Origin of the sequence: Mesorhizobium sp. M0292 (assembly GCF_040321695.1) — a bacterium.
In the GTDB taxonomy this organism is placed as follows: Bacteria; Pseudomonadota; Alphaproteobacteria; order Rhizobiales; family Rhizobiaceae; genus Mesorhizobium.
In genome coordinates this window covers 19,600-42,849 of record NZ_JAMYSB010000018.1, presented here as the reverse complement: position 1 = coordinate 42,849, position 23,250 = coordinate 19,600, and the positions used below count along the sequence as shown (strand labels likewise).

Below are 23,250 nucleotides of genomic sequence, written 5' to 3'. Positions count from 1 at the left end.
GATCAGCCCGATGAACGACCGGCTGGTGCTTCTCGGCTCCAAGGGCGGCCCGGCGCTGCGGCCGGGCGGGCCGTGGCCGAGTTCGTCGCTGCTGGAACTGGGCGGGCGAACCATCGTCGTCGATTGCGGGCTCGGCGTCACGCGCGGCCTGGTCGATTCCGCCGTCAGCCTGAAGGCGCTCGACCTGGTCTTCATCACCCATCTGCATTCCGACCATGTGCTGGAACTGGGTCCGTTGCTCCACACCGCCTGGACCGCCGGCCTCGCCAGCCCGGTGACGCTGTTCGGACCGCCCGGCACCGGCCAGTACTGGCGCCGCTTCTGCCAGGCGATGGAGTTCGACATTGAAATTCGCATCGTCGATGAGGGCAGGCCGGACATTCGCGAAATGGCTTCGATCGTGGAATTCGGCGAGGGCGAGATTTTTGCGCAGCGCGGCCTGAAGGTCTCGGCACTGCGCGTCGACCATCCGCCGGTCACGGACTGTTTCGCGCTGCGTTTCGACCACGCTGGCAAAAGCATCGTCTTCTCGGCCGACACAGCCTTCTTTCCGCCGCTCGCAGGCTTTGCCCGAAATGCCGACATTCTCGTCCATGAGGCCATGCTGGAAGAAGGCATCGAGCGGCTGGTCGCCAGGACCGGCAACGGGGCGCGGCTGAAAGAGCATCTGCTTGCCAGCCACTCATTTGCCGAGCAGGCAGGTCGCATCGCCAGCGATGCCGGGGTGAAGAGGCTGGTGCTCAACCACCTCATTCCGGCCGATGATGCCGCGATCGGCGAGGCCGACTGGGAGGCGGCCGTCAGGAAATCGTGGGCGGGTGACTTGACGATTGCCCGCGACGGCCTTGTTGTGAACTTAGACGGCGCCAAAGCCGCATCAGGAGAGGAAACCGCATGAAGCTTGCCACATTGAGGGACGGGACGCGCGACGGAAAGCTTGTCGTCGTCTCGCGCGACCTGACGCGCTTCACCGACGCCTCGTTCCTGGCGCGCACGCTGCAGGCGGCACTCGACGACTGGCAGCGGATTTTGCCGCACCTGGCGACGATCGCCGAATCGCTGGAGAACAATGCGGTGCCGTCGGCACGCTTCCATGAGCATGACGCCCATTCGCCGCTGCCGCGCGCCTATCAATGGGCCGATGGTTCTGCCTATGTGAACCACGTCGAGCTGGTGCGCAAAGCCCGCGGCGCCGAGATGCCGGCAAGCTTCTGGACCGATCCGCTGATCTACCAGGGTGGCTCGGATTCCTTCATCGCGCCGCGCGAGCCGATCCGCACGGCGGACGAAGCCTTCGGCATCGACATGGAGGCGGAAGTCTCCGTCATCGTCGACGATGTGCCGATGGGCGCCAGCCTCGACCAGGCGCGCGCCGCCATCCGGCTGGTCATGCTGGTCAATGATGTGACGTTGCGCGCGCTCACCGGACCCGAGCTCGCCAAGGGGTTTGGCTTCTTCCAGTCGAAGCCGTCCTCGGCTTTTTCGCCGGTGGCGGTGACGCCGGACGAACTCGGCGACGCCTGGGATGGCGGCAAGGTCAACCTGCCTCTGCTCGCCGACGTCAACGGCAAGCCGTTCGGCCGTGCCAATGCCGGCGTCGACATGACCTTCGACTTCCCGGCGCTGATTGCCCATGCCGCAAAGACACGGCCGCTGGTTGCCGGCACCATCATCGGCTCCGGCACCGTCTCCAACAAGCTGGATGGCGGGCCGGGCAAACCGGTGGCGGCCGGCGGCGCCGGCTATTCCTGCATCGCTGAACTGCGCATGATCGAGACCATTGAGTCTGGCGAGCCCAAGACGCCGTTCCTGCGCTTTGGCGATACAGTGCGTATCGAGATGAAGAATAAAAGCGGAAACTCGATCTTCGGCGCCATCGAGCAGAAGGTCGAGAAGTCCCAGGCATAAGAGGGGCAATGCAATGACGGGCGAGGCGTTCTACCTGCTGGCCGTCGTCTGGGCGTTGGCCATTCTGGTGGTCTTCATCCAGGCGATCCGGCTGAGCTACCGCATCGAGGCGCGCTCGCCCGATCTGACCAATCACAGTGGCTACCCGCGCAAGGCGATGATGTTTCACACCATCACCAACACCAACGTGGCGCGCGACGAGGAGACACAGGCCATGCGCCGGCGCATGAACCGGCTGCTGCTGATCGTCGTCGCCGGCTTCGCGGTGATGGCGGCAGGCATTGGCCTGATCAGACGAATGAACGCGTGACCCTGCTCGAGCATTTCAGCCGCATGGCCGGCAACAATCTCTGGTCGAACGACCGGCTCTATCGCGCCGTGCTGCAGCTAAACCCCGGCGAATTCGAAGCCGAACGCACCAACTTCTTCCCGTCGATCAAGGCAACGCTCAACCACATCCTTGCGGTCGATCATCTCTATCTCGATTTTCTCGAAGAAGGCGGCGTCGGTGCGGCCGCCTATGACGACTACGTGCCGTTCGATGTGCCGCAGGCGCTGTTTGCCGCCCAGGTCGCAGCAGATCGACGCCTGATCGCCTTTTGCGAGAAGCTGTCGGAGGCGGATCTCGACCGTCAGGTCATCACCGACCGGCGCGAGGATGGCATGATCCCCGAAAAAATCGGCGACATTCTCGCCCATGTCTTCCTGCACGACATCCACCATCGCGGCCAGGTGCACGCGATGCTCTCCGGCACGTCAGTCGCGCCGCCGCAACTGGACGAGTTCTTGCTCGATTATGATTTGAAGGTGAGGAGGGAAGAGGTCGTGCGGCTGGGCCTCTGACCTTTATCTGGTGTACTCGTTCCATTCAGGGCCGAGTTTGTCGAAATCGTCAGAAATCCAAATCTTGCCCTTCAGGGCACCTATGCGCGACAACAAGTCTTCTCGAACTGGTGGCACGAGCCGCGCCGCGATCTTGCCGTGATGAGTGATGACTATCTCCTCGCCGGCCTCCGCGCGGCCGACGAGTTCCGATAGTTTGGCCTTTGCTTCGGTTATGGAGACGTTCACGGCTTGACCCTTGTGATCGAAATTTAGATCAAAGCCGATCGAGCCGCAAACAAGCTTACGGTTTCAGGCCGCTTTCCCGTCCACCTTGATCACGCCGCGCTTGATCTGGTCCTGTTCGATCGATTCGAACAGCGCGCGGAAATTGCCTTCGCCAAAGCCTTCGTCGCCCTTGCGCTGGATGAATTCGAAGAAGATCGGGCCGATCACCGTCTTGGAGAATATCTGCAGCAGGATCTTGGTCATGCCGCCGTCGACCACGCCTTCGCCGTCGATCAGGATGCCGTGCTTCTTCATCCGCTCGATCGGCTCGTCATGCCCGTTCACCCTGTTGTACGACATGTCGTAATAGGTCCCCGGCGGACCGGGCATGAACTTCAGCCCGTTGTCGGCAAGCTTGTCGGTGGCGGCGTAGATGTCGTCGGTGCCGACGGCGATGTGCTGGATGCCCTCGCCATTGTATTTCTTCAGATACTCGGCGATCTGGCTGGTGTTGTCCTTGGACTCGTTCAGCGGGATACGGATCTTGCCGCAGGGCGAGGTGATGGCGCGGCTGACCAGGCCGGTGATCTTGCCGTCGATGTCGAAGAAATGGATCTGCTTGAAGCCGAACAGTTCGCGATAAAAGTCCCACCATTTGTCCATCTGGCCGCGATAGACATTGTGGGTGAGGTGGTCGAGGAAATAGAAGCCGACGCCTTGCGGCCGCGGGTCGCGCTCGCCCAGCCACTCGAACTCGGCATCACAGGCCGAGCCCTTCTTGCCATAGGCTTCGATGAAATAGAGCAGCGAGCCGCCAATGCCGACAATGGCCGGCACGTCGAGCGCCTTGTCGTTGCCGTCGTAGGGCGTGGCGCCTTTCGATACCGCATGCTCGAACGCATGCTTTGCATCGACCACGCGCCAGGCCATCGAGGCGGCGCAGGGGCCGTGCTTGTCGACGAATTTCATCGCATGCGAGCCGGGCTCGGCATTGACCACATAGTTGATGTCGCCTTGGCGCCAGACGGTGATGTCCTTCGTGCGATGCTTGGCCACCGCGACATAGCCCATGCGGGTGAACAGCTCGGCGAGCTTCTGCGGCTCCGCATGGGCGAACTCGACGAACTCGAAACCGTCGGTGCCGGCGGGGTTTTCCTTGCTGATCTTGGCGGGCGGTGCGTCGTGCGGGAAGGGACCCATGGCATTCCTCCAAACGGATGGTGGCCGCATCGGACCACAAGATGACGCATGATAGCGCGGAGCGGCCGCACGGTGCTTGCATTCAAACGCTTGAAATGATCATCTCGTGCGTAATTCATGCATGATTGGGGATAAATCCATGGATGACGCGCGCATAGACCAATTCGACCGCAAGATAATGGCTCTCTTGCAGGGCGACGCGCGGCTTACCAACAACGACCTCTCGGAACGCGTGAACCTGTCGGCATCGCAATGCTCGCGCCGCCGCCAGCGGCTGGAGGAAGACGGCTTCATCAAGGGCTATCGGGCCGTGCTCGACCGCGACAAGCTTGGATTCTCGCTGGTCAATGTCATCTCGGTGACGCTCGCCACCCATAACCGCGACAATGCCAGGCGCTTCGGCGAGCTGCTGGCGCGGCTGCCGGAGGTGCAGGAGGCGCACGCGCTGACCGGCGAGATGGATTATATCTTGAAGGTGGTGACGCCCGATCTGAAATCATTGTCGGAATTCGTCAACGGTGTGCTCCTGCCGCACGAATCCGTGCAGCATGTGAAGACGGCGATCGTGTTGGAGACGCTGAAGGAGACCGGCGCGCTACCGATCTAGTTTGAGAGAGTTTCAGTTGATACGTCGGCGGGACAGCACCCCTCTCTGGCCTGCCGGCCATCTCCCCCGCAAGGAGGAGATCAGCAGCTTTGTCCAGCGCTCATCCTGCAACGTCGGCGATTGGCGAAGAGCGAAGGCGACATCCGATCTCCCCCCTTGCGGGGGAGATGTCCGGCAGGACAGAGGGGGGTGTGAGGGATCGCCAGCGCCTCAGGATGCTCACCCCTTGGACTGCTGAATCAGCCCGTAGAGATTGGTGCAGCGCGCGCCGGAGCGGCAATAGGCAAACACCGGGCCTTCGAGCGCGTCGAGCGCTTCGGCCTGATCTTCGACATTCTCGGCTGTGATCTGGCCGCTGGTCACCGGGATGTAGCGGAAGGCCAGCCCCGCGGCTTCGACCGCCGCCTTGACGCTGTCGGCCGTAGGCTGGTCGGGCTGCTCGTCATCCGGCCGGTTGCAGATCACGCTCTTGAAACCGGCTTCCTTGATGGCGGCGGCATCTTCGGGCTGGATCTGGCCCGAGACCGAATAGTCCTCGCTGATTTCGCGATATTCCATGGCTCTCATCCTCGCAATCTGGTTTGGCGCGAAGTCTTGCCACTCTCACACGAGGTCGGCAATCCGCGCCGGAAAGAAATCCCTCGGCGCAGATAGACATTTGCGGCCCCAGATCCAACCCAGGCTCAAGAGGTTTCGCGCTGTTGGCCTTGCCCGGAGGCGGCAGCGACTCTAAACAGGCGCACCGACAAACGAAGGAACCATCCCATGAGCATTCGTCGCATCGATGTTGGCCCGCGCATGAGCCAGATCGTCATCCACGGCAACACCGTCTATCTCGCCGGCCAGGTCGGAACGCCCGGCGCCAGCGTTGGCGAGCAGACCAGGTCGATCCTCGCATCTATCGACGAACTGCTGGCCAAGGCCGGCACCGACAAGACCAAGATCCTGCAGGCGATCATCTGGCTGGCCGATATGGGCACCTTCGCCGAGATGAACAAGGAATGGGACAAGTGGGTCCCGCAAGGCAACACGCCCGCCCGCGCCACGGGTGAGGCCAAGCTTGCAGGGCCGGAATACACTGTCGAGATTATCGTTACGGCGGCGATTTAAAGTGCAGCCTTCTACCTCCCCCTTGTGGGGAGGTCGGACCGAAGGTCCGGGCGGGGGGCTGGCGCCGACCCCCACCCCGCTGCTTCGCAGCGACCCTCCCCACAAGGGGGAGGGTAAAGGAGCTACCCCTGCGAAGGCCTGAACCGCGCCACCAGCGTGTGGCTCTCCGCGGCGTAGGTGAACCTCACCTGCGTCACCGGGTGCTCGGCGCTCCAGGTTCGGCGCTCGACCACCAGGCAGGGCGCGCCGGTTGCGATGTCGAGCGCTTCGGCAATATGTCTGTCGGCCGCGACCGCGCGGATACGGTGCTCTGCCTCGCTCCATGGCACGCGGCCGATCAGCCAAGGGCCGGGGGCGATGTCGAGAAACTCCTCCTCGGCGGCTTCCGCGACGGCGGCGAGATTGATCAGCCGCTGTTCGTGCGCGAACGGCCGCTTGCCGGCAAAATGCCGGCATTCGAGCGCCAGCACTTGTCCGGCTGCGTCCAGTTCCAGCAAGGCGCGATCCTCGGCGCTGCTGCGCCTTTTCTGCCGCGCCAAGCGCTCGTAACGATAAGCCAGGCCAAGCGACTCAACCTCGATCCTGATGTCGTGGATTTCCAGCACCGCGGCCTGCGACTGCGGCTGGCGGACAAAGCTGCCCGAACGGCGGCGGCGCTCTATCAGCCCGGCCTTGGCCAGCTGCGACAGCGCCTTGTTCACCGTCATGCGCGAGCAATTGTATTCGGCCGTCAACTCGTGCTCGAACGGGATGCGGTGACCCGGCGCCCAGGCGCCGGACATTATTTTCTCGCTGATGTCGGACAGGATGCGCTGGTGCAGCGAACCGCCGCCTTCCACCGCCGCTGTCTCTGATATGCTCATGCCGAAAGCGCCGTCATCACATGGCGAAAGCGCTCGGCGATCGTCTCACGCGCTGCATGCCGGCCGCCGCTGACTTGTTTTTTTCCGTGCACCCAGACGCAATCGACCTTGCCGCCATTGGCAAAGATCCAGGCGTCGAGGATCGCATCGCCACTTTTTCCGGCCAGCGAAGGATGGTTTTCGTCGAGGGAGACGAAATCAGCCGCGGCGCCGGCGGCGATCCGCGACGGGCCGGCGCCGAGTGCGGTGCTGCCGCCATCGAGGGCGGCGTCGAACAGAGCCCGCCCGGTCGAGCCGCCGGCCACCGCCAGCACATTGCGGGCGCGGTGTGCGAGGCGCTGCGAATATTCGAGCTGGCGCAATTCATCCGGCAGGCCGATCAGCACGTTGGAATCCGAGCCGACGCCGAAGCGGCCGCCATGTTCGATGAACAGAGGTGCTGAAAAGGTGCCGTCGCCGAGATTGGCCTCGGTGATCGGGCAAAGCCCGGCAATGGCGCCGCTTCTGGCCATGCCGGATGTCTCAGCCTCGGTCATGTGGGTGGCGTGAATCAGGCACCAACGCTTGTCGATCCCGGCATTGGCGAGCAGCCATTCGACCGGTCGCGCACCCGACCACGCCAGGCAATCCTCGACCTCCTTCACCTGCTCGGCGACATGGATGTGGATCGGTCCGTCCGGCGCAATGGCGGCAACAGCGCTGAGTTCCTCCGGCGCCGCGGCGCGCAGGCTGTGCGGGGCGACGCCGACGACAGCCTGATTCAACGCACGAACCGATTCGCGGCTTTTCTCAAGCAAGCGTTCGAACCGATTCACATCGTTGATGAATCGCCGCTGGCCTTCGTTGGGCGCAGCGCCGCCGAAGGAGGAATGGGCATAAAATACCGGCAGCAGCGTCAGGCTGATCCCTGTTTCGTTGGCAGCGGCGGCGATCCGCTCCGCCATCTCGGCCAGGTTGGAATAGGGTGTTCCGTCGCGATCGTGGTGGAGATAATGAAACTCGCCGACGCGCGAGAACCCGGCCTCCAGCATCTCGACGTAAAGCTGTGCGGCGACCGCCTCGACCTGGTCCGGCGTCATCGACAGCGCGAAGCGGTACATCACCTCGCGCCAGCTCCAGAAGCTGTCGGCGGAGGGACCGCGCAGTTCGGCAAGCCCGGCCATGCCGCGCTGGAAGGCGTGGCTGTGCAGGTTCGGCATGCCGGGGACCAGAATGGCGTGGCGTTCGTCACCGCTCCGCGGCGACGTGTCGACTTCGACGGTTGCGATGCGACCGTCCGTGACGACGATCCGCACCTTGTCATGCCAGCCATCGGTCAGCAGCGCCTGTTCCGCAAAGATCGCCGTCACGTTTTTCTCCGAATTCCATAAACAATGCACTTGCAGCGCGTTTCAATATGTATATACATAATCGCCATCCAAGCAACGGAAAAAGATGATGGCGGCACAAGACAAAAGCCGGGCAGGGGGCCTTCAGCTTTGGCGTGATGCGCGCCTGGCAACCATGGCCGAAGGCGTTGCCGGACTTGGCATCGTCGAAAAGGGCGCGATCGTCTCCCGTGACGGCATCATCGTCTATGCCGGCCCGGAAGCCGACATGCCGTCAGCGTTGGCTCAGGGCGGCGAGACTACCGATTGCGAAGGCCGCTGGATCACGCCCGGCCTGATCGACTGCCACACCCATCTCGTCCATGCCGGCAACCGTGCCAACGAGTTCGAGATGCGGCTGGCCGGCGCCACCTATGAAGAAGTCGCCCGTGCCGGCGGCGGCATCGTCTCCTCGGTCAAATCCCTGCGTGCCGCGAGCGAAGACGCACTGGTTGCGCAGACGCTGCCACGCCTCGATGCGCTGATGGCCGAGGGCGTCACCACGGTAGAGGTAAAGTCGGGTTACGGGCTCGATCTCGAACATGAACAGAAGTCGCTTCGCGCCGCGCGGCAGCTGGACAAGCAACGCCCGGTCACGGTCCGCACCACCTTCCTCGGCGCGCATGCGCTGCCGCCGGAAGCAAAAGGCGACAAGGACGCTTTTGTCGATCTCGTCGCCAACACCATCCTCCCCGGAATCGCCGCCGAGGGCCTGGCTGACGCCGTCGACGGCTTTTGCGAGGGCATTGCCTTTTCGCCGGAACAGATTGCCCGCGTCTTCGACAAGGCCAAGGCGCTTGGCCTGCCGGTCAAACTCCATGCCGACCAGTTGTCCAACCTGCATGGCGCCGAACTCGCCGCCCGCTATGGCGCGCTGTCGGCCGACCATCTCGAATACACCGACGAGGCCGGCGCCGCAGCGATGGCCAAGGCCGGCACCGTGGCGACCATCCTGCCCGGCGCCTACTATTTCATCCGCGAAACCAAGAAGCCGCCGGTCGGCCTGTTCCGCCAGCACGGCGTCAAGATGGCGGTCGCCACCGACAACAATCCCGGGACGTCGCCGCTGACCTCGCTGTTGCTGACCATGAACATGGCAGCGACACTTTTCGGCCTGACCGTCGAGGAATGCCTGGCCGGCACCACTCGCGAGGCTGCCCGCGCGCTTGGGCTGCTTGGCAAGACCGGCACGCTTGAGGCAGGAAAATCCGCCGACCTGGCGATCTGGGACATCGAGCGTCCGGCCGAACTCGTCTACCGCATGGGCTTCAACCCGCTCCATGCCCGCATCTGGAGAGGACAATGACCGAACTTAACCTGAAGCCCGGCAATGCGACGCTGGCCGACTGGCGCGCTATCTATCGTGGCGCCATGCCGAAGCTCGACGCCTCCTGCCGGCCAAAAATCAAGGCCAGCGCCGAGGCAGTCGCCCGCATCGTCGCCAAGGGTGAGCCGGTCTACGGCATCAACACCGGCTTCGGCAAACTGGCCAGCGTCCGCATTCCGGCCGAGGATCTAGAGACCCTGCAACGCAACATCGTTTTGTCGCATGCCGCCGGTGTCGGCGAGCCGATGCCGGTTTCGGTGGTTCGGCTGATGATGGCGCTGAAGCTCGCCAGCCTTGCGCAGGGCGCGTCGGGCGTACGGCCGCAAACCATCGAGTTGCTGGAAGCGATGCTGGCCAACGACGTCATCCCCATGGTGCCGGCGCAGGGCTCGGTCGGCGCCTCCGGCGATCTCGCGCCGCTGTCGCACATGACGGCGGTGATGATCGGCGTCGGCGAATGCTTTACACCGCATGGCCGCTTCCCGGCCAAGGTCGCTTTCGTCTCGCACGGCCTGGAGCCCGTGACGCTCGGCGCCAAGGAAGGTCTGGCGCTGCTCAACGGCACGCAGTTTTCCACCGCCTACGCGCTGGCCGCTCTGTTCGAGGCCGAAGTGCTGTATCAGTCGGCGCTGGTCGCCGGGGCGCTGTCGACCGACGCTGCCAAGGGCTCGGACGCGCCCTTCGATCGGCGCATCCATCTCCTGCGCAAACATCCCGGCCAGATCGAGACGGCGGAAGCGCTGCGCAACCTGATGGCCGGCAGCGCCATTCGTGAATCGCACCGCGTCGGCGATGAGCGCGTGCAGGATCCGTACTGCCTGCGCTGCCAGCCGCAGGTGATGGGTGCGGCGCTCAACGTGCTGCGCCAGGTCGCCGATACGCTCGGCACCGAGGCCAATGGCGTCACCGACAATCCGCTGATCTTCGCCGAGGACGATACTGCGCTGTCCGGCGGCAATTTCCACGCCGAGCCGGTGGCTTTCGCTGCCGACATGATCGCGCTTGCCGTCTGCGAGATCGGCTCGCTGTCGGAGCGCCGCATCGCCATGCTGGTAGACCCCGCGCTGTCCGGCATGCCGGCCTTCCTGACGCCGAAGCCCGGCCTGAACTCCGGCTTCATGATCCCGCAGGTGACGGCGGCGGCGCTCGTCTCTGAGAACAAGCAGAAGGCCTATCCGGCAAGTGTCGATTCCATCCCGACCTCGGCCAACCAGGAAGACCATGTCTCGATGGCCGCACACGGCGCTCGCCGGCTGATCGGCATGATCGAAAACGCCACGGCCGTCATCGGCATCGAACTCCTGGCCGCCGCGCAAGGCTGCGATTTCCATGCGCCGCTGGCGTCGAGTGCAGCTCTGGAAGCGGTTCGCAAGCTGGTCCGCGCCGAGGTGCCGCATCTCGACAATGACCGGCATTTCCACCCTGACATGGAAAAAGCCATCGCCATGGTGCGCAGCGGCGCTGCCATCAAGGCTGCGAGCGCGGTGACATTGCCTTCGATCTCGGGAGTCTGACATGACCGACTGGCTGACAGTGACGGAAGGCACGGCACCCCTGTTGGTGTCCATCCCGCACACGGGTATCGATCTCGCCGGCATCGACAATCGGCTGGTCTCGCCCTGGCTCGGCCGCCGCGATTGCGACTGGTGGATCGACAATCTCTACGATTTTGCCGCCGGCCTTGGCGCGACTGTCGTGCACACGTCGATCTCGCGCACCGTCATCGATGTCAACCGCGATCCTTCCGGCGCCTCGCTCTATCCCGGGCAGACGACAACGACGCTATGCCCGACCGAGACCTTCGACGGCGATCCGCTGTATCTGCCCGGCGCGGAACCGACGCCATCGGAGATAGACCAGCGCCGCATAGCGTATTTCGTGCCCTACCATGAAATGCTGGCGGCTCAGTCCGTCAGGCTGCGCGGCCTGCATGAGAAGGTCGTCATTTACGATTGCCACTCGATCCGGTCGGTGCTGCCGCGCCTGTTCTACGGCACGCTGCCGGTGTTCAATCTCGGCACCAATGACGGCCAGACCGCGGATCCTACGCTGCAGGCGCTGGTTGGCCAGATCATGGCCGAGAGCGGTGAAAGCAATGTCATCAACGGCCGTTTCAAGGGTGGCTGGATCACCCGCTATTTCGGCAATCCGCAAGGCGGCTACCATGCGCTGCAGATGGAACTTGCCGATCGCGGCTATTTGCGCGAGCCCGAGGGCAAGGGCGAACCGGACAATTGGCCGGTGCCTTATGATGCCGAGTTCGCCGCGCCGATGCGCGCCACACTGACGAAAATCCTCCAATCCGCCATTGACTGGGCCGGGCGCTGAGACGCCGCCTTACTCCAAAGGGACAATGATGAACAATCCTCGCCACAACATCCGCGAAGTGCGCGCGCCCCGCGGCGACAAGCTCAACGCCAAATACTGGACGACCGAAGCGCCGCTGCGCATGCTGATGAACAACCTCGATCCCGATGTCGCCGAAAACCCCAATGAGCTCGTCGTCTATGGCGGCATCGGCCGGGCCGCGCGCACCTGGAACGATTTCGACAGCATCGTCGCCTCGTTGAAGACCCTCAATGAAGACGAGACGCTGCTGGTCCAGTCCGGCAAGCCGGTCGGCGTCTTCCGGACGCACACCGATGCGCCGCGCGTGCTGATCGCCAACTCCAACATCGTGCCGCATTGGGCGACCTGGGATAAATTCAACGAGCTCGATAAAAAAGGCCTGATGATGTACGGCCAGATGACGGCCGGCTCCTGGATCTATATCGGCACGCAAGGCATCGTGCAGGGCACCTACGAGACCTTCGTCGAGGCCGGCCGCCAGCACTACAATGGCAACCTTACGGGCAAATGGATCCTGACCGGCGGCCTCGGCGGCATGGGCGGCGCCCAGCCGCTTGCCGCCGTCATGGCCGGCGCCTGCTGCCTCGCCATCGAATGCAATCCGGACTCGATCGATTTCCGGCTGCGCACCCGCTATGTCGACGAGAAGGCCGAGACGCTCGACGAAGCGATGGAAATGATCGAGCGCTGGACCAAGGCCGGCGAGGCGAAGTCGGTCGGCCTGCTCGGCAATGCGGCCGACATCGTGCCGGAAATGTTCAAGCGGGGCATCCGCCCCGACATGGTCACCGACCAGACCTCGGCGCATGACCCGATTAACGGCTATCTGCCCAAGGGCTGGACGATGGCTGAGTGGCGCGAGAAGCGCGTCTCCGATCCCAAGGCTGTCGAGAAGGCCGCCCGCGCCTCGATGCGCGAGCATGTCGAGGCGATGGTCGCGTTCTGGAATGCCGGCGTGCCGACGCTCGACTATGGCAACAACATCCGCCAGGTCGCCAAGGACGAAGGCTTCGAGAACGCCTTTGCCTTCCCGGGCTTCGTGCCGGCCTATATAAGGCCGCTGTTCTGCCGCGGCATCGGCCCGTTCCGCTGGGCTGCTCTTTCGGGCGATCCCGAGGATATCTACAAGACGGACGCCAAGGTGCGCGAACTCACCCCCGGCAACACCCATCTGCACAACTGGCTGGACATGGCACGTGAGCGCATCGCCTTCCAGGGCCTGCCGGCGCGCATCTGCTGGGTCGGCCTCGGCGACCGCCACAGGCTGGGGCTCGCCTTCAACGAGATGGTGGCCAGGGGCGAACTCAAGGCGCCCGTCGTCATCGGCCGCGACCACCTCGATTCCGGCTCGGTGGCTTCGCCCAACCGCGAGACGGAAGCGATGAAGGACGGCTCCGACGCCGTCTCCGACTGGCCGCTGCTCAATGCGTTGCTCAACACCGCGTCGGGCGCAACCTGGGTGTCGCTGCATCATGGCGGTGGCGTCGGCATGGGCTTCTCGCAGCATGCCGGCATGGTCATCGTCGCCGACGGCACGCCGGACGCCGCAAGGCGCCTGCAGCGCGTGTTGTGGAACGATCCGGCGACAGGCGTCATGCGCCACGCCGATGCCGGCTACGACATCGCCATCGAGTGCGCGAAGGAGCACCAGCTCAATCTGCCCGGTATTTTAGGCTGATTGGCTTAAATGATGCGCATCCTACGGGCCGCCGACTACCGGGTCATGCCGTGGAAGAATGGCGGCGGCACGACCACCGAGATCGCCGTCTCGCCGGACGGCGCCGGCCTGGACGATTTCGACTGGCGCGTTTCGATGGCGCGAGTCGAGGATAGCGGGCCGTTCTCGGGCTTTGCCGGCGTCGACCGCACGCTGGCCGTGCTGGAAGGCGAGGGCATCGTCCTCGACATTGCTGGCCGGCGGCCGGCCGAAGTGACGGCGGCTTCCGCCCCGCTGTCCTTCCCGGCCGATGTGCCGACCTCGGCGGCGCTGATCTCCGGTCCGATCACCGACCTCAACGTTATGACCCGCCGCGGGCGGGCCATGCACACGGTCGAGCGCCTGGTGGTCTCGGTTCCGACCGATATCCGGCCGACCAGCGCTATGACCCTGATCCTGCCGTTCGACGGCGAGGTCGGCCTCAGCGGCCCGACATCGTCTCGTCTTGGACCCCTCGACACGCTGTTGCTCGGTCCGCAGGCGAAACTACGGGTTGAACCGGTACGGCCGACGACCGTGTTCGTCGTCCGGATAGCCAGGCTGGGCCAGCCGCACCGCCAGCACAACGATTAACGCCTGTTGCCAAACATGATCGCACGCCGGAGAAATCTGGCGTAAGCTGTTGTCTGGATCACGAAAAAGCCCGAATCCTTCCGTCGTTCCAAGGCGGACGGGAGGGCAGGGGTGCTCGTCCTTGAGTTGTCGAAAGCCCCACTTAAAATGTCGAAGGGATAACGCCTCTGGCGTGGTGCGAAGCAAAACTTTCGGCCAGTGTAATCATGCAACCAATTGCATTTGAATCGGTTTTAGGGACATTGCCGTGGCGGTGGCGCCGCATCGCGTCCCCCATGCGGAATTTTCAATGAATATCCAGACAAATCCTGCCCATATCGAAAAGTCCAGCGCCGGCTTCCCGGTCATCACCGAAGAGCCGATACGCTCCAATTTCCTGCCCGAAGAGCGGCTGCGCGCGCTGGGCGAAAGCCTTGCCAAGGGCGACATCAAGGACCTGTTCGGCCTGACGCCGTTCGATTTCCAGGCCCGCATCCGCGACAGCGCCAAGAAAATCCTCGAAGTCTACCGCTCGACCAATGCCGCCCAGGCCAAGGGCGAAACCATCACGCCTGCCGCCCAATGGCTGCTCGACAACAATTATCTCGTCGAGGAGACCATTTTTCAGGTGAAGCGCGACCTGCCGCGCCGTTTCTACCGGCAGTTGCCGACCCTGAAAGTGGCCGATCGCGCCGCGGTGCCGCGCGCGCTGGCTCTGGCCTGGAGCTATGTCGCCCATTCCGACAGTTCGGTTTCGGCGACCATGTTCAAATCCATCGTCGAGGGTTTTCAGTCGGTCGAGCCGCTCAAGATCGGCGAGCTCTGGGCGCTGCCGTCGCTGCTGCGCTTCGTTTTGATCGAGAATCTGCGCCGCATCGCCGTGCGCGTCGACCGCACCAGGCAGATGCGCCATATCGCCAACGAGGTCGCCGACCGCGTGCTGGCGACCGACGACAATGCAGACCGCCGGAAGATCCTGTCGGGCTACGGCGCGCATGCGCAGGACACCACCTTCGCCACCCAGTTGCTCTACCGCCTGCGCGACGGCTCGCAGAATGCCGGCAGGGCGCTGGAATGGCTGGAGGTCGAGCTCGAGAAAACCGGCTCCGACGCCGAGGAAATCATCATTTCCGAGCATCGCACGCTGTCCAGCGGCAATGTCACCACCGGCAATATCATCCGCGGCCTGCGCCTCATCAACGACGTCGACTGGACGGTGTGGTTCGAGGGCGTCAGCCGCATCGACACGCTGTTGCGCGAGCGCACCGATTTCGCCGCGCTCGATTTCTTTTCGCGCGACCAGTACCGCACGTCGATCGAGCAACTGGCGCGCCGCTCCGACCTGTCCGAATTCCGTGTCGCCGAAAAGGCCATCGAGCTGGCCAGCCATGTTCCCGGGGTCACCGATGCCTCCGGCGTGCCGGATGCATCAGCCGATCCGGCCATGCATACCGATGTCGGCTTCTTCCTGGTCGGCCCGCGCCGGCCGGATCTGGAAAAGGCGATCGGCTATCGGCCGCCCTTCCATGTGACTTTCAAGCGCGCCTTCACCGCCACGGGCTGGCTCGGCATCGTTGTGCCGGTCTTCCTGCTGACGGTGCTGCTGCTGGTTGTCTCCGGCAATGCGCTTGCCCATCTCGGACTGTCGGTGGAATCCATCACGCTGATGCTGGCGCTGTTTGCGGTGCCTGCCAGCGAAGGCGCGCTCGCCTTCTTCAACACCGTTGTTTCACTGTTCCTGAAGCCGACGCGGCTCGTCGGCTATGATTACAAGCACGGCATTCCGGCGGCATCACGCACCTTGGTCGTGGTGCCGTCGCTGATCGGCTCGCGCGATGATGTCGAGGAAAACATCCGCAACATCGAGGTGCATCACCTCGCCAACACGGCCGAAGAAATCCATTTCGCGCTGCTGTCCGACTGGCCGGATTCCAAGACCGAGATCGACGCCGCCGACATCGAGATCCTGCAATATGCGCGCGACGAGATCGCCAGGCTCAATGCCCGTTATCCCTCGGAAGGCGCGCCGCGTTTCTATATCCTGCATCGCCGCCGGCTCTACAACCAGGCGCAGGGCGCCTGGATGGGCTGGGAGCGCAAGCGCGGCAAGCTGCATGAGCTGAACCTTCTCTTGCGCGGCGACAGCGACACCACCTTCCTGCCGCTCGACGTGCCGCTGCCGGAAAAGGTCGTCTATGTCATGACGCTCGACGCCGACACGCGCACCACGCGCGACGCCGTGTCGTCACTGGTCGGCAAGCTCGCCCATCCGCTCAACCGCCCGCATTTTGACGCGACAAAGCGCGTCGTTACCGCCGGCTACACCATTCTGCAGCCGCGCATCACAGCCTCGCTCACCAGCGGCGACGACGCTTCTTTCTTCCAGCGCGTCTTCTCGTCCAACAGCGGTCTCGATCCTTACGTCTTTGCCGTCTCGGATCTCTACCAGGACGTCTTCAGCGACGGCTCCTTCACCGGCAAGGGCCTTTATCACGTCGACGCTTTCGAGGCGGCGCTGCAGGGCCGCATCGAGGAAAACACCGTCCTCAGCCACGATCTGCTCGAAGGTGCGCTGGCGCGCGCAGCACTTGTCACCGACGTCGAACTGGTCGAGGACTATCCTACCCGCTACTCGGTCGACGCCTCGCGCCACCACCGCTGGGCGCGCGGCGACTGGCAGCTGCTGCGCTTCATCTTCTCGCCGCGTTCCGGCGTGCCGGCGCTGTCGCGCTGGAAGATGGTCGACAATCTGCGCCGCTCGCTGACCCCGATCTTCTGGGTGATGGCGGCGATCGCCGGCTGGACGCTGCTGCCCTTCACGCAGGCCGCGCAGTGGCAGGCGCTGCTGATCCTGTCGCTGTTCATGGCGCCGACCTTCGATGTCGTCAACGCCATCCTGCCCAAGAGCGGCGACCAGACGCCGCGCGGCCATTTCTCCGCACTGGCGCACGACACCGTCTTCGGCACGGCCCTTGTGGCGCTGAAAGTGCTGTTGATGGCGCACAATGCCTGGATGATGGGCGACGCCATCGTGCGCACGCTCTACCGCCTGTTCGTCAGCCGCCAGAACCTGCTGGAATGGCGCACCGCGTCGCAGGCGCACAAGGGCGGCGACAACGATATCGGCTCCTATTACAGCATGATGTATGGCGCCGTGATCATCGGCGTCGTCGGTCTCGCTATCCCCGTGCTGGCCGATTCCACCGGTGCCTTCGTCGCCTTCTTCTTCGCTCTGTTCTGGATCGGTTCGCCGGCGGTTGCCTGCTGGATCAGCCGCTCGGCCGAGACCGAGGACCGCCTGCGCATATCGCAAGCCGACATCCACGCGCTGCGCACCGTGGCGCGCCGCACCTGGCATTATTTCGAAACCTTCGTCACGGCCGAGCACCACAATCTGCCGCCCGACAATTTCCAGGAAAGCCCGGCGCCGGTTGTGGCGCCGCGGACGTCGCCGACCAATATCGGCGTCTACCTGCTGTCGGTGGTGTCGGCACGCGATTTCGGCTGGATTGCGCTCTCCGACGCCATCACTCGCATCGACGCCACGATGACGACCATCGAGAGCATGCCGCGCAACCGCGGCCACCTCTTCAACTGGTACGACACCACGACGCTCAAGCCGCTCTATCCGCTCTACATCTCGGCCGTCGACAGCGGCAATCTGGCCGGACATCTGGTCGCGGTGGCGGCGGCCTGTGCCGAGTGGGCGGAAGCCCCGTCCGTTCACCTGCAGGGCGATTTCGAAGGCGTCCTCGACACGGTGAGTATCCTCGACGAGAGCCTCGAGGAATTGCCTGACGACCGCCGGCAACTGCGGCCGTTGCGCCAGCGTCTGGCCGATCGCCTCGATGGCATGCGGCGCGCCGTCATGACCATCAAGGCGCAGCCGGAGATGGCCTCGATCCGCACGATTAACCTGGCCGTGCTTGCCGGCGAGATCCGCAAGCTCGCCACCGCCATCCACACCGAGGCCGGATCGCAGCGGAGCGACATTATCGCCGACTGGGCGGCACGGCTGGAAGCGACCTGCGAGGCGCATGTGCATGACTCGCACAGCGACGAAAACGCCGTCGAAGCCTTGCGCGCCAAGCTGCTGGCGCTGCGCGAACGCTGCCGCCGCTATGCCTTCGAGATGGATTTCTCTTTCCTGATGCGTCAGGAGCGCAAACTGCTGTCAATCGGCTACCGGGTCGAGGAGCATCAGCTCGATGAGAGCTGCTACGATCTGCTCGCCTCCGAGGCGCGGCTGACCAGCCTGTTCGCCATCGCCAAGGGTGACCTGCCCACGGAGCATTGGTTCCGGCTTGGAAGGCCGATCGTCGAGATCGGCTTCCAGGGTGCGCTGATGTCCTGGTCGGGCTCGATGTTCGAGTATCTGATGCCGCCTTTGGTGATGAAGGAGCCGCAGGGATCGATCCTCAACCAGACCAGCAAGCTGATCATCAAGCGCCAGATCCAGTACGCGCGTTCGAAGAACGTGCCCTGGGGTATTTCGGAAGCGGCCTACAATGCCCGCGACCGCGAACTGACCTACCAGTATACCAATTTCGGCGTGCCCGGACTTGGTCTCAAGCGCGGCCTTGGCCAGAACACGGTGATCGCGCCTTACGCCACGATCCTCGCGGCGCAGTTCACACCGCGCGAATCCGTCCAGAATCTGGCCAGGCTGCGCTCCATCGGCGCGCTCGGCCGGCATGGCTTTTATGACGCCGTCGACTTCACGCCGCAGCGCGTGCCGGAAGGCACCGACCATGCCGTTGTCCTGAACTACATGGCGCATCACTCCGGCATGTCGATCGCCGCCGTTGCCGACGCCATCTTCGAGGGCAGGCTGCGCGACCGCTTCCACAGCGATCCGGTGATCGAGTCTGCCGAACTCCTGCTTCAGGAGAGGGCGCCGCGCGACATCCCGACCGCCACGGTCAGGACCGAAGCCGACGAGCGCTCGAAGGACGAGACCGAGGTCGAGAGCCCGGATTCGCGCATCGTCCTCGACCCGCTGAGGGCGTTGCGCGCCACCAGCGTCATGTCCAATGGCCGCTACTCCGTCATGGTCTCGGCCACCGGTTCCGGTTACAGCCGCTGGGGCGAACTCGCCGTCACCCGTTGGCAGCCCGACCCGACCGAAGACCGGCTCGGCTCCTACATCTTCCTGCGCGACGCCGGCAGCGGCGACTGGTGGTCGGCCACCGCGGAGCCGAAGCAGGCGACCGGCGAGAGAGTGCAGACGCTGTTTTCCGACGACAAGGCGAGCTTCGTCAAAACAGTGGCCTCGCTGCGTTCGGAGGTCGAATGCATCGTCATCTCGGAAGGCAATGGCGAGGGACGGCGCGTCACGCTCTACAACGACGGCGCCACTGACCGGCATATCGAGGTGACCTCCTTTGCCGAGCTGGTGCTGGGCAACGAAGCCTCCGACAATGCCCATCCTGCGTTCTCGAAAATGTTTATCGAGACCGAGATCGCTGCCAACAACGGCGCCATCTTTGCCACCAGGCGCAAGCGCGAGAAGAACGAGCCTGACGTCACCATGGTGCATTTCGTCACCGATCCGTCCGGGTCGGCGCGCGATGCCGAGGCCGAAACCGACCGCCGTGCCTTCATCGGCCGTGGCCGTACCATCGCGGAAGCGGCGGCCTTCGATCCCGGCGCCAAGCTTGGCGGTCACCACGGCTTCACCCTCGATCCGGTAGCGGCCCTGCGCCGCCAGGTGCGGGTGCCGGCCAACAAGAAGATATCGCTGACCTTCTGGACCGCCGTCGGCGCCAACCGCGCCGAACTGGACGAGGCCATCGCCAGGCTCGACCATCCCGAAAGTTTTGCCCGCCAGGCGATGCTTGCCTGGACGCGTTCGCAGGTGCAGACCCGCCATCTTGGTCTCAGCCTGACCGACGCCGCCAACGTGCAGAAGCTGGCGCGCTTCCTGATCTATCCCGATCCGTTCCTGCGCCTGCCCGGCGAATCCATCGCTTCGGGGCTGGGCAAGCAGTCCAGCCTGTGGCCGACCAGCATTTCGGGCGATTTCCCGATCTTCCTGGTCCGCATCGGCGACGTGGCCGACCTCGAAATTGTCGCCCAGGCGCTGCGCTTCCAGGAGTATATGCGCGCCCGCGGCATGATGATCGACTTCGTGGTCGTCAACGAGCAGGCATCGTCCTATGTCCAGGATCTGCAGCGCGCGGTCGAGACGCTGTGCGAAAACAGCCGCCTGCGCGGCAAGGAACTCGGGCCGCGCCAGCACATCTTCGCCGTGCGCCGCGACCTCATGGACGAGGCGACGTACAAGACGCTGCTGGCGGTTGCCCGCGTGGTTCTGCACACGCGCAACGGCACCATCTTCGACCAGATCGAACGCGCCGAGGCGGCAGCCTTGCAAGCACGCGATGCCCTGCAGCCGGCGCCCCCCGCGTCACTGCGCGAGCCGTCTCTGCCGGTGCCGGCGGCGCCTGCATACCATGCCGCGTCCGACAGCAGCGCCGACGGCAGCGGCCTCAGCCAGTGGAACGGCTTTGGCGGTTTCGAGGGCGACGGCCGCCACTATGTCACCCGCCTTGCAGGCCGGCGCTCGACGCCGCAGCCCTGGATCAACGTCGTCTCGAACGCCTCGTTCGGATTCCATGTCTCGGCCGAAGGCGCTGCCTTCACCTGGAGCCGCAACAGCCGCGATTACCAGCTGACGCCATGGTCGAACGATCCGGTCACCAACCGGCCGGGCGAGGGCATCTACATCTACGACCAGACCAGCGGCAAGGCATTCTCGCCACTGGCTGCCGTGGTCCGCGATCCCTTGATGACCTATGAGACATGGCACGGCCAGGGCTTCTCGACCTTCCGGTCCAAACGCGGCCCGCTGTCGATGGATCTGACGCACGTCGTCGATCCCGTTGATCCAGTGAAGATCACGCGGCTGCGCATCCAGAACTCAGGCCCGGCGCCGGCGCGGCTGCGCGTCTATGCCTATGCCGAATGGGTCCTCGGCAGCCATCGCTCGAGCACGGCTGCGACCATCATCCCGTCCAGGGATCCAGCGACTGGCGCGCTTCTGGCGCAAAACCCCTACGGTCTCGATTTCGGCGACCGGGTGGCCTTCCTGGCCGCCACTGGTCCGGTGCATTCGGTGACAGCCGATCGCGGCGAGTTCATCGGCAGGCACGGCACCAGCGCCTTCCCGCACGCCGTCGTCAGCGGCGCCGGCCTGTCGGGCCGCGTCGAGGCCGGCGACGATCCGTGCGCAGCTGTCGCCAGCGAAATCGATATCCCTGCCGGCGGCGACGTCACGCTGGTCTGGCTGCTTGGCGACGCCGCCACATCAGCCGAGGCGAGCGCGTTGGTGCAGACTCATTCGGGCAAGGATTTCGACCAGCGGCTGGCCGACAATGAACGCGTCTGGCGCGGCTTCCTCGACACCATCCAGGTCGAGACGCCCGACAAGGCGCTCGACGCCATGGTCAATCACTGGCTGCCCTATCAGAGCCTGGCCTGCCGCATCCGCGCCCGCTCGGCCTTTTATCAGGCAAGCGGCGCCTTCGGCTTCCGCGACCAGCTGCAGGACACGCTGGCCCTGCTTGCGCATGATCCGAAACTGGCGCGCGACCAGATCCTCAATGCGGCGCGCCGGCAGTTCCCCGAAGGCGATGTCCAGCATTGGTGGTTGCCGCGCACCGACGCCGGCGTGCGCACCATGATCTCCGACGATGTGGTCTGGCTGGCGCATGCCACCAATCGCTACATCGAGGTGACCGGCGATACAGGGATCCTGAAGGAGCAGCTGCCTTTCATCGACGGGCAGGTGCTGGGCGAGGGCGAGCACGACGCCTTCTTCACGCCGGAAATCTCCAAGACGAACGCTTCGCTCTACGACCATTGCGCGCGTGCGCTCGACCTTGCGATCAAGCGCAGCAGCCCGGCCGGGCTGCCGCTGATCCTCGGCGGCGACTGGAACGACGGCATGAACCGCGTCGGCGAAGCCGGCAAGGGGGAGAGTGTCTGGCTCGGCTGGTTCCTTTTGAAGACGCTGGGCGACTTTACCACCGTGGCCAAGGGGCAGGGCGACACCAAGCGGGCGCAGGCCTGGACAAAACACGCCGATGTGCTGAAGCGGGCGCTGGAAAGCACCGCCTGGGACGGCCAGTGGTATCGCCGCGGCAGCTACGACGACGGCACGCCGCTTGGCTCGCACAATTCGGACGAGTGCAAGATCGACTCCATCGCGCAGTCGTGGAGCGTGCTCTCCGGCGAGGGCGACCCCGCGCGCTCGACCACGGCGATGCAGCAGGCGACGAACCTGCTGGTCGACGACAAGCTCAAGATCGTCAAACTGTTTACCCCGGCCTTCCAGAACACGAGAAAGGACCCTGGTTACATCAAGAGTTATCCGCCGGGCGTGCGCGAGAACGGCGGCCAGTACACCCATGCGGCGACCTGGTTCGTGATCGCGCTCGCCGAAATGGGCCGCACCGACGATGCCTATCGCTGCTTCTCGATGCTGAACCCGGTCAACCATGCGCTCGACGATGCATCGGCCGAGCATTATCGCGTCGAGCCGTACGTCGTCGCCGCCGACATCTATTCCGGTGAGGACAAGGGCGGTCGCGGCGGCTGGACCTGGTATACGGGCTCAGCGGGATGGCTCTACCGTGCTGCGGTCGAAGGAATTCTGGGCATTGAGCGGCGGGGCAAGCAGATCACGTTCCGGCCGAAACTGCCCAGCCATTGGGACGGCTATTCTGCAACGCTGAAGATGCTGGGGGCGGAGGTCAAGGTTCGCGTCATCCGCGACAAAAAGGCCAAATCCATCTCGCTCGAAGTCAATGGAACCAAGACAAAGTCTTCCGGTTTTCAGCCGAAGGCCGGCGACAAGACCGAGGTGGTCGTCAAGATACCCGCGTAAAATCAAGGGCTTCAGATTGTTGACGCGCGCCTTTCGAGGCGCGCGTTTTCTACTTGGGCATGCTCCTGGCGCAGTACGGCGTGCCTTCCCGGATACCGGCGGGCCAAGCGTGCAGTGATTAAAAATGTGGCAGCGCCAGCTGCTGCCATGATTTTGCCGCAAGACTGACATTTCACCTTTTATCTCAAACCGTTAGGTGATCACGGCAGATTTCGCAACGTCGTCATCTTTTGTTCGCAGAATGGGAACGGAAGAGGTAGACGGGCATTGTTTTGCGACCCGTTAACCGGTACGTGTCAAGAAATGGTGC

The 23,250-nt window shown here is 64.1% G+C and carries 17 protein-coding genes; 12 read left to right on the top strand and 5 right to left on the bottom strand.

Features of this window, described 5'->3' with window-relative positions:
* Nucleotides 1-10 precede the first annotated feature (10 nt).
* Genes NKI96_RS23885 through NKI96_RS23870 form a run of 4 tightly spaced genes read left to right on the top strand, consistent with a single transcriptional unit; the run spans nt 11 to nt 2,751 of the window.
* Nucleotides 11-898, top strand: coding sequence for an MBL fold metallo-hydrolase (locus NKI96_RS23885; RefSeq protein WP_023672914.1), 888 nt, complete (start codon nt 11-13; stop codon nt 896-898).
* Nucleotides 895-1,908 carry a fumarylacetoacetate hydrolase family protein gene (locus NKI96_RS23880; protein ID WP_352806485.1) on the top strand — a complete coding sequence of 338 codons (1,014 nt, stop codon included), beginning with the start codon at nt 895-897 and terminating at the stop codon, nt 1,906-1,908. The genes NKI96_RS23885 and NKI96_RS23880 overlap by 4 nt, the downstream gene beginning before the upstream one ends.
* A 13-nt stretch (nt 1,909-1,921) precedes the next feature.
* Nucleotides 1,922-2,218 carry a hypothetical protein gene (locus tag NKI96_RS23875; RefSeq protein ID WP_023672912.1) on the top strand — a complete coding sequence of 99 codons (297 nt, stop codon included), beginning with the start codon at nt 1,922-1,924 and terminating at the stop codon, nt 2,216-2,218.
* Nucleotides 2,215-2,751, top strand: coding sequence for a DinB family protein (locus NKI96_RS23870; RefSeq protein ID WP_023672911.1), 537 nt, complete (start codon nt 2,215-2,217; stop codon nt 2,749-2,751). The genes NKI96_RS23875 and NKI96_RS23870 overlap by 4 nt, the downstream gene beginning before the upstream one ends.
* Before the next feature lie 3 nt (nt 2,752-2,754).
* On the opposite strand, the gene NKI96_RS23865 is transcribed toward NKI96_RS23870, so the two are convergent.
* Together NKI96_RS23865 and hppD are read right to left on the bottom strand one after the other, a co-directional pair.
* Complete coding sequence (locus NKI96_RS23865) at nt 2,755-2,979, bottom strand: type II toxin-antitoxin system Phd/YefM family antitoxin (protein WP_023672910.1); 225 nt, start codon at nt 2,977-2,979, stop codon at nt 2,755-2,757.
* 63 nt (nt 2,980-3,042) lie between these two features.
* Complete coding sequence (hppD, locus tag NKI96_RS23860) at nt 3,043-4,158, bottom strand: 4-hydroxyphenylpyruvate dioxygenase (protein WP_352806481.1); 1,116 nt, start codon at nt 4,156-4,158, stop codon at nt 3,043-3,045.
* Between the two features lie 139 nt (nt 4,159-4,297).
* On the opposite strand from hppD, the gene NKI96_RS23855 reads away from it, so the two are divergent.
* Nucleotides 4,298-4,765: an Lrp/AsnC family transcriptional regulator gene (locus NKI96_RS23855; RefSeq protein WP_023715237.1), complete on the top strand. Its 468-nt coding sequence runs from the start codon at nt 4,298-4,300 to the stop codon at nt 4,763-4,765.
* Between the two features lie 219 nt (nt 4,766-4,984).
* On the opposite strand, the gene NKI96_RS23850 is transcribed toward NKI96_RS23855, so the two are convergent.
* The gene (locus tag NKI96_RS23850) at nt 4,985-5,323 is read right to left on the bottom strand and encodes a protein tyrosine phosphatase family protein (protein ID WP_352497314.1); all 339 of its coding nucleotides are present in this window, start codon (nt 5,321-5,323) and stop codon (nt 4,985-4,987) included.
* 207 nt (nt 5,324-5,530) lie between these two features.
* On the opposite strand from NKI96_RS23850, the gene NKI96_RS23845 reads away from it, so the two are divergent.
* Nucleotides 5,531-5,875, top strand: a complete 345-nt coding sequence (locus NKI96_RS23845) for a RidA family protein (protein ID WP_023672906.1) — start codon at nt 5,531-5,533, stop codon at nt 5,873-5,875.
* A gap of 122 nt (nt 5,876-5,997) precedes the next feature.
* Here NKI96_RS23845 and hutC read toward each other — a convergent pair whose 3' ends face one another.
* Both hutC and NKI96_RS23835 read right to left on the bottom strand, forming a co-directional pair.
* A complete protein-coding gene (hutC, locus tag NKI96_RS23840) occupies nt 5,998-6,738 on the bottom strand; it encodes a histidine utilization transcriptional repressor HutC (RefSeq protein WP_023724862.1) in 741 nt (246 codons plus the stop codon).
* On the bottom strand, nt 6,735-8,087 hold the full coding sequence (locus NKI96_RS23835) for a formimidoylglutamate deiminase (RefSeq protein WP_352463665.1): 1,353 nt from the start codon (nt 8,085-8,087) through the stop codon (nt 6,735-6,737). Before NKI96_RS23835 ends, hutC begins: the two co-directional genes overlap by 4 nt.
* An 88-nt stretch (nt 8,088-8,175) precedes the next feature.
* Between NKI96_RS23835 and hutI the strand changes: the two genes are divergently transcribed.
* The 6 genes from hutI to NKI96_RS23805 all read left to right on the top strand — a co-directional run bounded on the left by hutI (nt 8,176) and on the right by NKI96_RS23805 (nt 22,940).
* Nucleotides 8,176-9,411: an imidazolonepropionase gene (hutI, locus tag NKI96_RS23830; protein ID WP_023816261.1), complete on the top strand. Its 1,236-nt coding sequence runs from the start codon at nt 8,176-8,178 to the stop codon at nt 9,409-9,411.
* Complete coding sequence (gene hutH, locus NKI96_RS23825; RefSeq protein ID WP_023736403.1) at nt 9,408-10,946, top strand: histidine ammonia-lyase; 1,539 nt, start codon at nt 9,408-9,410, stop codon at nt 10,944-10,946. The genes hutI and hutH overlap by 4 nt, the downstream gene beginning before the upstream one ends.
* A 1-nt stretch (nt 10,947) precedes the next feature.
* A complete protein-coding gene (gene hutG / locus NKI96_RS23820) occupies nt 10,948-11,760 on the top strand; it encodes an N-formylglutamate deformylase (protein ID WP_023689634.1) in 813 nt (270 codons plus the stop codon).
* Nucleotides 11,761-11,788: 28 nt separating this feature from the next.
* Nucleotides 11,789-13,459, top strand: coding sequence for a urocanate hydratase (hutU, locus tag NKI96_RS23815; RefSeq protein ID WP_023705777.1), 1,671 nt, complete (start codon nt 11,789-11,791; stop codon nt 13,457-13,459).
* Between the two features lie 12 nt (nt 13,460-13,471).
* Nucleotides 13,472-14,071 carry a HutD/Ves family protein gene (locus tag NKI96_RS23810; protein WP_031215462.1) on the top strand — a complete coding sequence of 200 codons (600 nt, stop codon included), beginning with the start codon at nt 13,472-13,474 and terminating at the stop codon, nt 14,069-14,071.
* Nucleotides 14,072-14,360: 289 nt separating this feature from the next.
* Nucleotides 14,361-22,940, top strand: coding sequence for a glycoside hydrolase family 94 protein (locus NKI96_RS23805; RefSeq protein WP_352806476.1), 8,580 nt, complete (start codon nt 14,361-14,363; stop codon nt 22,938-22,940).
* Nucleotides 22,941-23,250: the final 310 nt, after the last annotated feature.

Coding starts and splice junctions, on each gene's coding strand:
- NKI96_RS23885 (WP_023672914.1), top strand. CDS start 11: ATGAACGACCGGCTGGTGCTTCTCGGCTCCAAGGGCGGCCCGGCGCTG.
- NKI96_RS23880 (WP_352806485.1), top strand. CDS start 895: ATGAAGCTTGCCACATTGAGGGACGGGACGCGCGACGGAAAGCTTGTC.
- NKI96_RS23875 (WP_023672912.1), top strand. CDS start 1,922: ATGACGGGCGAGGCGTTCTACCTGCTGGCCGTCGTCTGGGCGTTGGCC.
- hppD (WP_352806481.1), bottom strand. CDS start 4,158: ATGGGTCCCTTCCCGCACGACGCACCGCCCGCCAAGATCAGCAAGGAA.
- NKI96_RS23855 (WP_023715237.1), top strand. CDS start 4,298: ATGGATGACGCGCGCATAGACCAATTCGACCGCAAGATAATGGCTCTC.
- NKI96_RS23850 (WP_352497314.1), bottom strand. CDS start 5,323: ATGGAATATCGCGAAATCAGCGAGGACTATTCGGTCTCGGGCCAGATC.
- NKI96_RS23845 (WP_023672906.1), top strand. CDS start 5,531: ATGAGCATTCGTCGCATCGATGTTGGCCCGCGCATGAGCCAGATCGTC.
- hutC (WP_023724862.1), bottom strand. CDS start 6,738: ATGAGCATATCAGAGACAGCGGCGGTGGAAGGCGGCGGTTCGCTGCAC.
- hutI (WP_023816261.1), top strand. CDS start 8,176: ATGGCGGCACAAGACAAAAGCCGGGCAGGGGGCCTTCAGCTTTGGCGT.
- hutH (WP_023736403.1), top strand. CDS start 9,408: ATGACCGAACTTAACCTGAAGCCCGGCAATGCGACGCTGGCCGACTGG.
- hutG (WP_023689634.1), top strand. CDS start 10,948: ATGACCGACTGGCTGACAGTGACGGAAGGCACGGCACCCCTGTTGGTG.
- hutU (WP_023705777.1), top strand. CDS start 11,789: ATGAACAATCCTCGCCACAACATCCGCGAAGTGCGCGCGCCCCGCGGC.
- NKI96_RS23810 (WP_031215462.1), top strand. CDS start 13,472: ATGCGCATCCTACGGGCCGCCGACTACCGGGTCATGCCGTGGAAGAAT.
- NKI96_RS23805 (WP_352806476.1), top strand. CDS start 14,361: ATGAATATCCAGACAAATCCTGCCCATATCGAAAAGTCCAGCGCCGGC.